Genomic DNA, 13,006 nt, shown 5'->3' on the forward strand with positions numbered 1-13,006 from the left:
CGACGCGTCAACGACGTGCCGGAGACATGATCGGGGACGCGTTGAGCTGCCGCAACAGCACCCCCCGGCCACTTCGGGGGGTGCTGTTGCAGTGACAGTCCGATGCATGGGACCCGCGCCGAGATGACGCAGGGTGACCGTCAGGCGGTGGCGTGGTAGGCGAGGACGCCCCGGTTGACGGCGGCGATGGCCTGCCGGGCGGTGGCGCGCAGCTCGGTGGAGGCGCCGCCGGAGTCGGCGACCTGACCGAGCAGGTCGACGACCTGCCGGGCCCAGCGGACGAAGTCGCCGGCCGGCATCTCGCCGTCGAGCTGGTGCCCGCTGGCGAGCACCTTGGCCAGGGCCTCGCCGCGCGCCCAACGGTAGATCGGCCAGGCGAAGCCGAGGTCGGGCTCGCGGGTGACGGCGAGACCCCGGGCGGCCTCGTCGGCCTCGATGCCGCTCCACAGGTGCAGCGTCTCGTCCACCGCGTCCGCGACGGGGCCGCGCGGCAGCGACGCCCGCTCGTCGGCGTCCCGGCGGGCCTCGAACACCACCACCGACACGGCGGCGGCCAGCTCCGCCGGGGAGAGCCCGTCCCAGACGCCCCGGCGCAGGCACTCGGCGACCAGCAGGTCGGCCTCGGTCCAGATCCGGCCGAGCATCCGGCCGGCGTCGGTGACGGCACCGTCGGCCGACAGGTAGCCGCGCGCGGTGAGCAGCGCGACGATCCGGTCGAACGTGCGGGCCAGGGAACCGGTGCGGCCGGCGACCCGCTGGCGCAGCTCCTCGGTGTCGCGTTCGAGGCGGCGGCGGCGCTCGGCCCAGCGGGCGTGTTCCTCCCGGTCGGGGCAGGCGTGGCAGGGGTGCCGGCGCAGCTCGGTGCGGAGCTGGCTGAGCGCGTGGTCCTCGCCCGCGCCCTGCCGGGACCGGCCGCCGCGCCGACCGCCGTGCCGGTCCAGGCCAGTGCCGCTGACCTCGGCGGCGAGGTCACGACGGGCCGCCGGGGAACGGTGGTTGAAGTGCTTGGGCACCCGGATGCGGGCGAGCACCTCCGCCGGGGTGGTGAAGTCGCCGGGGCTGACCCGCCCGGCCCACCGGTCCTGCGTGAGCACGAGTGGACGGGGCTCGCCGAACCCGCCGGTGGCCGGGTCGAGCACCACCGCGAGGCCGGCGCGCCGCCCGGACGGCACCCGGATCACGTCACCGACGCGCAGCCGCTCCAGCGACGCCACCGCGGCGGCCTTGCGCTGGTGCTGGCCCTGCCGGGCGATGGCGCGCTCCCGGTCGGCGATGGCCACCCGCAGGGCGAAGTACTCGTCGAAGTCGCCGTGGTGGCAGGCGGCCTCCGCGCCGTACGCGTCGATGGTCTCGGTGTTGCGCTGCACCTGCCGGGCCAGGCCGACCACCGACCGGTCGGCCTGGAACTGCGCGAACGAGCTCTCCAGCAGCGCGCGGGCCGGCTCCGCGCCGACCGTGCCGACCAGGTTGACGGCCATGTTGTAGGACGGGCGGAAGCTGGACCGCAGCGGGTAGGTGCGGGTGGAGGCCAGGCCCGCCACGTGCCGGGGGTCGGTCTCGGGCGACCAGACCACGACGGCGTGCCCCTCGACGTCGATGCCCCGGCGGCCGGCGCGCCCGGTGAGCTGGGTGTATTCGCCCGGGGTGAGGTCGACGTGGGCCTCGCCGTTGAACTTCACGAGACGTTCGAGGACGACGCAGCGGGCCGGCATGTTGATGCCCAGCGCCAGGGTCTCGGTGGCGAAGACCGCCTTGACCAGGCCCCGGACGAACAGCTCCTCGACGACCTCCTTGAACACCGGCAGCATGCCGGCGTGGTGGGCGGCCAGGCCGCGCTCCAGGCCGTCGAGCCACTCCCAGTAGCCGAGCACCGTCAGGTCCTCGCCGGGGATGGCGGTGACCCGGGACTCGACGACCCGGCGGATCTCGGCGCGTTCCTCCGGGTTGGTCAGCCGCAGGCCGGCGGCGAGGCACTGCTGCACGGCGGCGGCGCAGCCGGCGCGGCTGAAGATGAACAGGATCGCCGGCAGCAGCCCCTCCCGGTCGAGCCGGTCCACGATGTCCGGGCGCAGCGGGCCCCGCCAGCGCGGCCCGCGCCGGCCGCCGCCCGGCCCGGCGCTGCGCCCCTCCCCCAGCTCCAGGCGGCGCATCGTCTCCCGGGTGTAGCGCAGCAGCTCCGGGTGCACGTCGTGCTTGCGGGCGGCGTCGGCGTCGTGGAACAGGTCGAACATCCGCTTGCCGACGAGCATGTGCTGCCACAGCGGCACCGGGCGGTGCTCGCTGACCACCACGGCGGTCTCGCCGCGCACGGTGACCAGCCAGTCGGCGAACTCCTCGGCGTTGGAGACGGTCGCCGACAGCGAGACCAGGGTCACCGAGGCGGGCAGGTGGATGATCACCTCTTCCCAGACCCCGCCGCGGAACCGGTCGGCGAGGTAGTGCACCTCGTCCATGACCACGTAGGCCAGGCCCTCCAGGGTGGCCGAGCCGGCGTAGAGCATGTTGCGCAGCACCTCGGTGGTCATCACGACCACCGGGGCGTCGCCGTTGATCGCGTTGTCGCCGGTGAGCAGGCCGACGTGCTCGACGCCGTAGCGGTCCACCAGGTCGTGGTACTTCTGGTTGGACAGCGCCTTGATCGGCGTGGTGTAGAAGCACTTGCGCCGGGTGGGCGGGGGGCCGTCGCCGTCGGCCGCCGCCGGCCGCGCGGGGGCGCCGCGCAGGGCCAGGTGTACGGCGAACTCGCCGACCACGGTCTTTCCGGCGCCGGTGGGGGCGCAGACCAGCACGCCGCTGCCCCGTTCCAGGGCCTGGCACGCCTCCCGCTGGAAGTCGTCGAGATCGAACCCCAGGTCAAGGGTGAACTCGTCCAGCGCCGGGAACTGTGAGGCCTGCGCGGCCCGGCGGCGCGCCGCGGCGTACCGCTCGGCGGGGCTCGACATGTCCCCAAGATTAGTGCGTGCCTCCGACGACCACCGCCTCAAGGCCGTCCGACAGGGGGGTCGGGGGCGGTCGGTAGGGTGCACGGCGTGCCGGATCATGCCGAACCGACCCAGTCGACCCCACCCAGCGCCGACGCCGCCGCAGGCGCCCGGGCGTCCCGTCGGCCCGTCGAGGCGGTCCTGTTCGACTTCCACGGCACCCTCGCCCAGGTGGAGGACCCCCACGACTGGGTGCTCGCCGCCGCGCGGGCGTGCGGGGTGAGCCTGGAGCGCATGCGGGCCACGGCGCTGGCCGACCGGCTGCTCACCGCGGGCCGCCCCGGTGGCCCGCTGCCGGCGCGGGTGCCGCCGGCGCTTGCCGAGCTGTGGTCCGAGCGGGACCTCTACCCGCACGCCCACCGGGGCGCGTACACGGGGCTGGCGGAGACCGTGGACGCCGGGATCGACGGCCTCGCCGACGCGCTCTACGAGCGCGTGCTGGTGGCCGAGGGCTGGGTGCCCTACCCGGACACCGCACCGACCCTCGCGGCGCTGCGGTCGGCGGGGGTGAAGGTGGCGGTGGTGAGCAACATCGGCTTCGACATCCGGCCGTTCTTCGCCGCGTGGGGCCTCGACGCCCTGGTGGACGCGTTTGTCCTGTCGTACGAGGTGGGGCGCTGCAAGCCGGATCCGGCGATCTTCTGGCGAGCCTGCGGGATGCTCGGGGTGGACGCGGAGCGGGCGCTGATGGTGGGCGACACGGCGGCGGACGCCGGGGCGGTGCGGGCCGGCTGCGCGGTGCTGGTCCTGCCCGAGGCGGAGCCGGGCCGACCCAACGGGCTGGGCTCCGTGCTCGACCTGGCCCTGCCCGGCTGATCCCACATTCCGGTTTCGTCCGGCGGGACTCGTCTCCCATTCGGCGGCACGCCGACGAGTCGCATTCTTCTCGATAGAAACGGCCGAGAAGGATGCATTTACCCCCGTCGGCGGGCGGTCGTGGGCGGGGGGCGTGACATATTGCTCGACGTCGTTGGATAATGTCCGCCGCGATGAGTCGTCGCGGGTCGCGTCCAGGTGCCCCGACGCCAACCGAAGGGGACAATTCCGTGAAGCGGGACCACTCACCCGTGCTGCCGGGCGACGGCGACACCGACTACGCGCGTTACATGCGCGTCGATGAACTGCTCGACCTGCAGCGCGGCCCGGATCAGGTGATCTGTCGCGACGAGCTGCTCTTCCAGGTGGTCCACCAGTCGACCGAGCTGTGGCTCAAGCTCGCGGCGTCGGAGCTGCGCGAGGCCGCCGCGCGGCTCGACGCCGGCGAGCCCGGCGCGGCCGAGCTGCTGCTGACCCGGGCGACGCTCGGCGTGCGGCTGGTCACCGACCAGCTGGAGATGTTCCGCCACCTGTCCCCCGCCGACTTCCAGGCGATGCAGCCGGCGCTCGGCAACGGCTCCGGCGCCGAATCGCCAGGTTGGCGGCAGGTGCAGGCCGCCAGCCGGCGGCTCGGGCGGGCCTTCGCCGACCATCTCGCCGCCCTCGGCGTCGACGTGTCCGCGCTGCCGGGCACCGACGCCGCCGATCCGCTGCACCGGCTGGCCGAGGCCATGGTCGAGTGGGACGAGCGGGTGGCGTCCTGGCGGGTGCGGCACTACCAGGTGGCCCTGCGCATCGGCGGCCACGGCCCGGCCGGCACTCCGGGCAGCCCGGCGACCATGCTCGCCCGGCTGATCGACCACCGGTTCTTCCCCGAGCTGTGGCAGCTGCGGGTGGGTGCCGCCGGCCCCACGCCGGCCGCCCCACGGGCCTGACCCGGCCGCCGCCGAAATCGTCGGTTCCTCACCGTCCGTATTTAACACGATCGTAATGTTGAGGTGCCGTTCGTGCGTGAGCTGACGTCCTGGCGGTCCGGCCTATCCGATCCCGGTGACTTTCCCTACTCTGCGGTGCTCGGCGAGTTCCAGCGCGTCGGTAAACACTTTGTCGAAAAAGAACTGCTCGCACTTCTCGACGAGATTCGGACGCGCGTCGTCGCGGCGGCGGGACGCGCCGTGCCCGGGGCCACGGGGCCGACCCGCCTGCTGTGCGACTTCCTCGACGCCGCGCTCGACAAGTGGGACGGCCGGTACGACTACCGCAGCTACCTGGCGCTGCCCCTGCTGCGGCTGCCCTGCACGGCGGACGACCCCGTCGCCGGCCCGGGGAACACCCCGCAGACCGACCCGGCGGGCGCCCGCCGCGACTCCGACCGGCTCCTGCTGCGGCTGGTCGCCGACGCCCTCGCCTTCGAGCTGACCGCCGCGGCCGGGGCCACCAGCCTGCTGCCCGAGCAGCGCCCCGGCCCGGAGACGGTCGCGAAGCGCCTGCGGCTCGGCGTCCGGGCCGCGCTGCCCGCGGTGTCCCGGCTGGACCCGACGCGGACGGTCGACGACCAGGAGCCGGCCGACGCGGCGGCGGCCCTGCACGCCCTCGCCGCCGCCGACGTCACCGACGACGAGGAGCGCCGGCTGCGGCTGAGCATGCTGCCGGTGTACCGGTCGCACGACGAGTACCTGTTCGTCCGGGTGCTCCAGGCGTACGAGTGCGTCTTCGCCGGGCTCGCCGACGAGCTGCGCGGCACCGTCGCCGCCCTGACCACCGGGGACCCGGCGGCGGCGGCCGACCGGCTGGCGTACGCCCGCGACCGGCTCGCCGCCGCCGGGCCGCTGTTCTCGCTGCTGGCCACCATGCAGCCGGAGTCCTTCCGGACCTTCCGGGAGTACACCGAGGGGGCCAGCGCCATCCAGTCCCGCTCCTACAAGCTGGTGGAGTCGCTCTGCCGTACCCCCGAGGGGTCGCGGTTGGACTCGGCGGCCTACCGCTCGGTGCCCGAGGTGCGCGAGTGGGTGCTCGCCGGGCACCCGTCGGTCGACGCGGCCCACCGGGCGGCGGTGCGCGCCGGCCGGCTCGCCGGGGCCGACCGCGACCGGGTCGAGCGGGAGATGCGGGCCTTCGCCGACGCGGTGCTCGGGTGGCGGCGCACCCACCACCGGCTGGCGGTCCGGATGCTCGGCGCGCGCCCCGGCACCGGCTACACGGAGGGCACCCCCTACCTGGCCGCCGTCCGCTCCACCCCCGTCTTCACCGCCGTCGGCCACGACCCGTGCCCGGCGGCCCCGCCGACGAACACCGGAGGCTGTCCCGAGTGAGCACACCCGACCCGGCCCCGGCCGCCGACGAGGCGCGCTGCCTCGACGCGGACGCGCACGCCGCCCTGCGCGCCGAGTTCCCGCTGCTGGGCACCTGCGTCTACCTGAACAACAACTCCACCGGCGCGGTCCCGCAGGGCGCGCAGCGGGTCCTGGCCGACTACTGGGAGACCCTGCGCGGCTGGCGCGACGACGTGTGGCAGGACTGGCACGTCGGCCTCGACCGGTACGCCGACTCGGTGGCCGCGCTCATCGGCGCGCCGGCGGGCAGCCTGGTCACCGACGCGAACCTGAGCACCCTGCTGGCCCGGATCGCCTCCTGCTTCGACTACCGCCCGCCCCGCGACCGGGTCGTCACCACCGACCTGGAGTTCCCGACCGTGCCGTTCGTCTGGAACGCGTTCGGCCGCTACGGGGCGCGCGCCGACGTCGTCGCCACCGGCGGCGTCCGGTTCGACCAGGACGCCCTCGAGGCGCGCATCGACGAGCGGACGCTGCTGGTGTGCGTGCCGCACGCCAGCTTCGCCTCCGGCGACACCATCGACCTGCCCCGGCTCGTCGCCCACGCCCACGACGCCGGCGCCCTGGTGGTCGTCGACGCCTTCCAGACGGTCGGGGTGCTGCCGCTGGACGTGACCGCGCTGGGCGTGGACGTCGTCCTCGGCGGCGCGCACAAGTGGCTGTGCGGCGTCGGCACCGCCTTCTGCTACGTCCGGCCGGACCTGACGCCCCGGCTGGAGCCGGCGGCGACCGGCTGGCAGGCCGGGGACGTCGCGCTGACCTTCCGGCCGTCGACCGGCTGGGCGGCCGGCGCGCAACGGTTCGCCGGCGGCACGCCGTTCCCGCTCACCTCCCTGGTCTCCCAGGTGGGCCTGGACCTGCTGGCCGGCGTCGGCGTGCCCGCGATCCGGCGGCACTCCCTGGCCTGCACCGGGCGGATCATCGAGCGGGCCGCCGCCGCCGGGATCGCGGTGGTCAGCCCGACCGAGCCGCACCGCCGCGGCGGCGTCGTCTGCCTCGACGTGCCCGACGGGGAGGCGGTCAAGCGGCGGCTCGCCGCGCGCGACGTGATCTGCAGCTGGCGCGGCTGGCTGCGGGTCGGCCCGCACGTCTACAACACCCTGGAGGAGGTCGACGTGTTCATGGACGCGCTGGAAGAGGAGATTCGCCGGTGAACGTCACCCTGTCGCCGAGGGCACTGATGAGCCTGCTCGCCAACGGCCCGAAGGCGATGGACGTGCTGGAGACCGCCCTCACCCTGGGCCTGCTCGACGCGCTGGAGCCCGGCCCCGCCCGGCTGGGTGACCTCGCCGAACGGTTCGGGTTCCGGCCGCTGCGGCTGTACAAGTTCCTGGACTGCCTGGAGAGCCTCGGCGTCGTCACCCGCGAGGAACCCGACGACGACATCGCCGCCGCCCGCTACCGGGCCGAGCCGGGGCTGCGCGACGCCGTGGCCGCGGTCGTCGGGCCGGACGCCGTCGAGCGCGACCGGAACCGCTACCCGTGGCGGGTGCTGCACGGCCGGCTGGCCGAGAGCCTGCGCGGCGAGGTCGGCATGACCGACGAGGACTTCGCGTGGCCGCCGCGCACCGACGAGCAGACCGCCGCGTTCGAGCGGAGCATGGCCGTCGGGCTCGGCCCGGTGCTGGAGACGCTGCACCGGCACGCCGACCGGCTCTGGGCGGACCGGCGCCGCCTGCTCGACGTCGGCGGCGGCGACGGCACCCTCGCCGCCCGCGTGCTCGACGACGCCCCGCACCTGCGGGCCGACGTGTTCAACCTGCCGGCGGTGGCGCCCCTGGTGGCCGACACCCGGCAGCGCTGCGGCCACCCCGAGCGGCTGGGCTTCGTCGGCGGGGACTTCTTCGCCGAGCCGCTGCCGACCGGCTACGACGCGCTGGCGTTCGTCCGGGTGCTGCACGACTGGCCCAACGACGTCGCCCGCCGGCTGGTCGAGGCGGCGTACCGGGCCCTTGAACCGGGCGGGCTGCTGCTCATCGGCGAGGAGTTCCGCACCCCGGACCGGCTGGCGATGCAGTTCTTCTGGAGCTACTTCCTGATCGGCGTCGACACCTGCGTCAGCCGGCTGCGGGAGGTCGAGTTCTACACGGGGCTGCTCAAGGAGGTCGGCTTCGAGCGGGTGGCGGTGCTGCCCGGTGGCTGGGAGCTGGTCACCGCGTACAAGCCGGCGGGCTGACCGGGTCGGGCGGGCCTGTGCCCGCCCGACCCGGGGCGCGCGTCAGGCCCGGCGGGCCACCACGGCGCCGTTGGCGCCCGGCGCGTCGAACGTCAGCCGCTCGATGTCGACGAAGCCGGCGTCGGCGAGCCACGCCGCGTACTCGGCGCCGGAGTAGTTCTTGCCGCCCTCGGTCTCGACCAGCATGTTCATGCCCATCAGGGCCGCCTCCGGCGGGCCGGTGCGGTCGTCGTCGAGCAGCAGCTCGCAGATGACGACCGCACCGCCGGGCGGCAGCGCGGCGTGGCACTTGGCCAGCAGCGCCCGGTTGGTCGGCTCGTCCCAGTCGTGCAGGATCATGCTGAGCAGGACGACGTCGTGCCCGCCCGGCAGCGCCGGGTCGGCGAGGAAGTCGCCCGCGACCGTGCCGATCCGGTCGGCCAGGCCCTCCGCCGCGATCCGCTCCTGCGCCTTCGCGCACACGTGGGGCAGGTCGAGGATCGTCGCCCGCAGCTGCGGCAGCCGGCGGCAGAGCTCGATCGGGAACGCCCCGGCCCCGCCGCCGACGTCGAGCAGCCGGGTGTGCGCCCCGAAGTCGTACGTGTCGGCCAGCGCCCGGGCGGTGAAGCTGGAGGTGGAGAACATGGCGTCCCAGAACTGCGCCACCATCTCCGGGTCGACGGTGTCGAACAGCGACTGCTGGGACTGCGGGTCCCAGGTCAGCGGCCGGTTGGTGCGCAGCGCGTCGGCGATGCGGTGCCACGGCAGGTAGGTGCGCAGGTCGGAGTAGCGCACCTGCGCGCCGAAGTAGTAGGGCCGCCCCTCCACCAGGAACTGCTCGGCGAGCTCGGTGTTGCGGTAGCCGTCGCCGGCCCGCTCCAGCAGGCCGAGGGACGCGCTCGCGGCCAGCAGGAGGTCGGCGGGGCGCTCGTCGAGCCCGAACTCGGCGGCGGCCTCGGCGACGGTGATCGTCCGGCCGCCCGCGAGGCGGGTGAACAGCCCGAACTCGACGCCGACGGCGAGGGTCTTGAACCCCCAGACGCCGGCCACGAGGCGCATGAGAGGAGAGGGATTGATCATGAAAGCATGAGATCACAGCCCTCGGTCAATCCACAGTAGACACCCCGGGGGGATCCGGCTACCCGGCCGTCGGCCGGTCTCGCCCCCGCCCCCTGACGGCACGGCCATGCGCGAGCGAGGGCCACCGGTCCACGGCCCACTCCCACCAGCCACGCCACCCCGGCGGCGGGCCGGGAACGTCGCCGCCGCCGAGTTCGGCGGCATCCGGTGCCTGGAACTGCCCCCGCCAGGTGTCGATGTCCGCCACGCTCATCGGGAAGGTCGTGTGCGACGCCGTCGCCCAGCGGTGGGTGATCCGGGCGAGCTGGGCGTCCCGGTCGACCGGCAGGTAGACGACGTGGCTGGCCGCCCCGGCCGAGGCGGCCAGCCAGCGCAGGGCCGACCGTTCGTCGCGGCTCCAGAGCCCGAAGTCGAGTACGACGTCCACGCCCAGGCGCAGCGCCTGCAGGGCCAGTGCGATGAGCCGTCCCTCCAGCAGGTCGCGCTTGCCGTCGGGCTGCGACCCGTCGAACAGGGGGATCATCCACTCGTCCGGGGTCAGCCGCAGCGCGCGGTGCGCCGCGGCGAGTTCCTCGGCCCGGGTGGTCTTCCCGGCCCCGGGGAGCCCGACCATCAGGAACATCGTGGCGGGTTCGGGCGGCACGTCACGCTTCGGCGTCGCTGCGGGTGCGGGTGCGGGTGCGGGTGCGGCGAGCCTGTCGGTTCCGGTGAGGGATGCCCCGGGCGGGCCGGCGAAGGTGGCCGGGTGCGGTGGACGAGACTGCTGCGACATGGGTCTGCTCCCCGGATCACGCGGGACGATCCGGCAGCCCGCCGAGACGCGCGGGCTGCCGGCGGGACACCGATCCGGCGGTACGCCCGGCCCTGACCCCGACGGGGCGGGCGACGAGGCCGCGGTCACGGGCAACCGCGATACCGCCGCTATGCGGCGGCGCGGACGTCCATCGCGGCGAAGCAACCCATGCGCTCACCGTAGCCGATGACGCCGCCCGGTCACCGAGCGCTCGGCCGGGTCGCCGGGATCCATTGCAGGACGCCTCGCCGTCGGAGCTCGTCCCGACGCCCGCCGGATCGCGCGGGAACCACGCCGCGCCGCCGAGCGACTATCGGTACATGCGGTGCGAGCGGTGGCGGGAGATGCTGTCGGCCCAGTTGGACGGGGAGGAGACCCCGACCGAGCGGGTCGCGGCCGAGGGGCACCTGGTCACGTGCGGTGACTGCCGGGCGTGGTTCGAGACGGCTGCGGCGGTGACCCGCCGGGCGCGTACCCGGGTGGTGACGGCGACGCCCGACCTGGCCGACACGGTGCTCGCCGCCGTCGCCGCCGCGCCGCCGGCGCGGCGGCGGTGGTCGGCGCGACGGTGGCGGGAGCGCCTGGTCGCCGGGCTGCGGGCCACGCTGGGGCTGGTGGGGGCGGTGCAGGTGGTGTTGGGGCTGGTGCAGGTGGGCCGGGGCACCACCGTCGCCCACGCGCACGCCACCGGGCAGCACCTGTGGCACGAGTCGGCGGCCTGGAACGTCGCCGTCGGCGCCGGATTCCTGTTCGTGGCGGTACGGCGGTTCCCGCCGGCCGGCGTGCTGCCGATGCTCAGCGCCTTCGTCGCGACCCTGGTGCTGCTGTCGGTGAACGACCTGGTGACCGGCCAGGTCGCCGTGTCGCGGCTGGTCAGCCACGCGATCCTGGTGTTCGGCTGGGTGCTCACCGCGCTGCTGTCGCGCCCCGGCCTGCGGCCGGGTGGACCCGCGCCCCGACAGGGCCGGTCGTCGGGATCCCGCTGGCGCGTCGAGCTGGACGCGCCCGAACCGTCGGCGCCGACGCTGCGGCTGCTGCCCCCGCACCCGTACTCGGCGCGGGCCCACGCCCGCCCCGCCGCGGCGGCCGGCGGGCGGGACGACCGGCAGGCCGCCTGACCGGGCGCAGATCCCCGCGGCCCGAGGGCACCCTGGATCGGACGCGGGGGCGGCCCACCGACCCGCGGGGCGGGCGGCGGGTGGGCTCAGCCGGCCCGCGTCGACCGGGTCGGCCGGCTGTCGGCGTGCCAGGCCGCCACGAGGTCCTCCCGCGCCCGCGCCACCCGGGAGCGGATCGTGCCGACGGGGCAGCCGCACACCTGCGCTGCCTCGGCGTACGACAGGCCGGCGACCTGGGTGGCGACGAACGCCTCCCGGCGCTCCGGGGCCAGACCGGCGATCAGCTGGCGCAGGACGACCCCGTCGTCCGTGCCCGGCTCGGCCATGCCCGCGCCCTCCGCCGCCGCCTGCCAGTCCGGCAACGCCGCCGTGCGCGGGCGGGTGACCGCCGTGCGGACGTGGTCGACGGCGACGCGGCGGGCGATGCTGAACACCCAGGTGCGGGCCGAGGACCGGCCGGCGAAGCCGGGCAGGCTGCGCAGCGCGCGCAGGAACGTCTCCTGGGTGAGGTCGTCGGCCTCCCCGGGCCCGGCGAGGTGGGCCAGGAACCGCCACACCGGACCCTGCAGGGCCCGCACGAACGCGGCGGCCGCCGGCTGGTCGCCCGCGCCGGCCAGTCGGGCCCAGCGGGTCACCTGCTCGTCGTCGGCCCCCGCGCCGACTGCCCACCCCGCTCCGCCACCGGGGCCGCTCACCGGCGGCCGTCCGCGCCGGTGCCGATCGTCGGCCGCGACGGGCGGTGCCGTCGGGCGCTCACCTGGACCGGTACGGTCCGCGACGCTGCTCGGTTCACGTGGTCTGTCTCCCGGCCCAGCTCCGGCGGTTGGCACCCTCCGCCGGGGCGAAGGGCCGATCTCGATACGCCGCCCGGAAGCGCCGCACCCCGGTTTGTCGGCCCCCACCCCCAAAAAGTTCCCACCCCCACCCACCCACCCCACCCCACCCGCCCGCCCGCCCCGGTGATCAAGAGAAAAGCGTCAGGGTTGATCTCGACGATGACGCAAACCTCTTGATCACGGAGCTGGGGCCAGGGATGCCCGGGCGGCCGGAGGGCTTCGCCCCACGCCAGTTCCGGGGTCGTCGACGCGGACGAGCGGGCCGCACCCATCGGGGGCGGCCCGCTCGTGTCTCACGGTGACGTACGGGCGCTCGGCCCGCCGCCCGACTCAGTCGTCGTCGCGGTCGTCATCGTCGTCGCGGTCGTCCGCGTCGTGGTGATCGTCGCCGTCGACCGGCTCCTTCTCGGCCTCGACCACGGTGCCGTCGTTGCGGTCGACGTCGATCTCGTGCTCGGTCTGCCCATCGACGATCTCGATGCTCCACACCGCCCGGCCGTTCTCGTCGTCGGCCTCGATCTCGACGATCCGCCCGCCGCCGGCCCGCGCGAGGGCGATCTCGCCGGCCCGCTGCTGGTCGACCTTGCCGGCCGGGGCACCGGTGTCCGCCGGGGCACCGGTGGCCGACGGCACGCCGGTGGCCGTGGGAGCGCCGGTCGGGGTGCCGCTCGCGCCGTCGTCCGGGGTGGTGGCCGCCGGGGCGGCGGTGGCGGCGGTCAGGGTGGTGCGAGCCACCCGGTCGTCGGCGGCGGTGACGCCGACGGCCACCCCGGCCGCCGCCAGCATCGCCGCGCCGCCCAGGGACGCCATGATCAGGGAGTTACGCTTCATCTCGGGCACCTTTCCTCGTGTTCCTGCCTAGAAGGATCGGTCCCGGCGGGATAGCGGCGCGCT

At 75.2% G+C, this 13,006-nt stretch carries 11 protein-coding genes; 6 read left to right on the top strand and 5 right to left on the bottom strand.

Going from position 1 to position 13,006, the window contains the following annotated elements; genetic code table 11:
* Window positions 1-140: 140 nt before the first annotated feature.
* A complete protein-coding gene (locus LPU61_RS18060) occupies window positions 141-2,942 on the bottom strand; it encodes an RNA helicase (protein WP_043969186.1) in 2,802 nt (933 codons plus the stop codon).
* 180 nt (window positions 2,943-3,122) lie between these two features.
* Here LPU61_RS18060 and LPU61_RS18065 point away from each other — a divergent pair, with 180 nt between their 5' ends.
* The 5 genes from LPU61_RS18065 (at window position 3,123) to LPU61_RS18085 (ending at window position 8,306) form a co-directional block, all read left to right on the top strand.
* On the top strand, window positions 3,123-3,797 hold the full coding sequence (locus LPU61_RS18065; protein WP_374199690.1) for an HAD family hydrolase: 675 nt from the start codon (window positions 3,123-3,125) through the stop codon (window positions 3,795-3,797).
* A 230-nt stretch (window positions 3,798-4,027) separates the two neighbouring features.
* Window positions 4,028-4,732 (top strand): tryptophan 2,3-dioxygenase family protein, encoded by a 705-nt coding sequence (locus LPU61_RS18070; protein ID WP_229405560.1) that lies wholly within the window; start codon window positions 4,028-4,030, stop codon window positions 4,730-4,732.
* A gap of 63 nt (window positions 4,733-4,795) precedes the next feature.
* Window positions 4,796-6,109, top strand: a complete 1,314-nt coding sequence (locus tag LPU61_RS18075; protein WP_043969188.1) for a hypothetical protein — start codon at window positions 4,796-4,798, stop codon at window positions 6,107-6,109.
* On the top strand, window positions 6,106-7,284 hold the full coding sequence (locus LPU61_RS18080) for an aminotransferase class V-fold PLP-dependent enzyme (RefSeq protein WP_229405561.1): 1,179 nt from the start codon (window positions 6,106-6,108) through the stop codon (window positions 7,282-7,284). Before LPU61_RS18075 ends, LPU61_RS18080 begins: the two co-directional genes overlap by 4 nt.
* A complete protein-coding gene (locus tag LPU61_RS18085; protein ID WP_229405562.1) occupies window positions 7,281-8,306 on the top strand; it encodes a methyltransferase in 1,026 nt (341 codons plus the stop codon). The genes LPU61_RS18080 and LPU61_RS18085 overlap by 4 nt, the downstream gene beginning before the upstream one ends.
* A 42-nt stretch (window positions 8,307-8,348) precedes the next feature.
* On the opposite strand, the gene LPU61_RS18090 is transcribed toward LPU61_RS18085, so the two are convergent.
* Both LPU61_RS18090 and LPU61_RS18095 read right to left on the bottom strand, forming a co-directional pair.
* On the bottom strand, window positions 8,349-9,365 hold the full coding sequence (locus tag LPU61_RS18090) for a methyltransferase (protein WP_043969189.1): 1,017 nt from the start codon (window positions 9,363-9,365) through the stop codon (window positions 8,349-8,351).
* A gap of 58 nt (window positions 9,366-9,423) precedes the next feature.
* Window positions 9,424-9,978 carry an ATP-binding protein gene (locus tag LPU61_RS18095; RefSeq protein WP_199486184.1) on the bottom strand — a complete coding sequence of 185 codons (555 nt, stop codon included), beginning with the start codon at window positions 9,976-9,978 and terminating at the stop codon, window positions 9,424-9,426.
* A 500-nt stretch (window positions 9,979-10,478) separates the two neighbouring features.
* Here LPU61_RS18095 and LPU61_RS18100 point away from each other — a divergent pair, with 500 nt between their 5' ends.
* Window positions 10,479-11,276: a zf-HC2 domain-containing protein gene (locus LPU61_RS18100; RefSeq protein ID WP_229405563.1), complete on the top strand. Its 798-nt coding sequence runs from the start codon at window positions 10,479-10,481 to the stop codon at window positions 11,274-11,276.
* Window positions 11,277-11,362: 86 nt separating this feature from the next.
* Here LPU61_RS18100 and LPU61_RS18105 read toward each other — a convergent pair whose 3' ends face one another.
* Both LPU61_RS18105 and LPU61_RS18110 read right to left on the bottom strand, forming a co-directional pair.
* Window positions 11,363-11,971 carry a sigma-70 family RNA polymerase sigma factor gene (locus tag LPU61_RS18105; protein WP_043969190.1) on the bottom strand — a complete coding sequence of 203 codons (609 nt, stop codon included), beginning with the start codon at window positions 11,969-11,971 and terminating at the stop codon, window positions 11,363-11,365.
* Window positions 11,972-12,442: 471 nt separating this feature from the next.
* Window positions 12,443-12,943 carry a PepSY domain-containing protein gene (locus LPU61_RS18110; protein ID WP_043969191.1) on the bottom strand — a complete coding sequence of 167 codons (501 nt, stop codon included), beginning with the start codon at window positions 12,941-12,943 and terminating at the stop codon, window positions 12,443-12,445.
* Window positions 12,944-13,006: the final 63 nt, after the last annotated feature.

It is taken from the genome of Micromonospora sp. NBRC 110038, from assembly GCF_020884815.1.
In the GTDB taxonomy this organism is placed as follows: domain Bacteria; phylum Actinomycetota; class Actinomycetes; order Mycobacteriales; family Micromonosporaceae; genus Micromonospora; species Micromonospora haikouensis.

Coding starts and splice junctions, on each gene's coding strand:
- LPU61_RS18090 (WP_043969189.1), bottom strand. CDS start 9,365: ATGATCAATCCCTCTCCTCTCATGCGCCTCGTGGCCGGCGTCTGGGGG.
- LPU61_RS18100 (WP_229405563.1), top strand. CDS start 10,479: ATGCGGTGCGAGCGGTGGCGGGAGATGCTGTCGGCCCAGTTGGACGGG.
- LPU61_RS18110 (WP_043969191.1), bottom strand. CDS start 12,943: ATGAAGCGTAACTCCCTGATCATGGCGTCCCTGGGCGGCGCGGCGATG.
- LPU61_RS18060 (WP_043969186.1), bottom strand. CDS start 2,942: ATGTCGAGCCCCGCCGAGCGGTACGCCGCGGCGCGCCGCCGGGCCGCG.
- LPU61_RS18095 (WP_199486184.1), bottom strand. CDS start 9,978: ATGGTCGGGCTCCCCGGGGCCGGGAAGACCACCCGGGCCGAGGAACTC.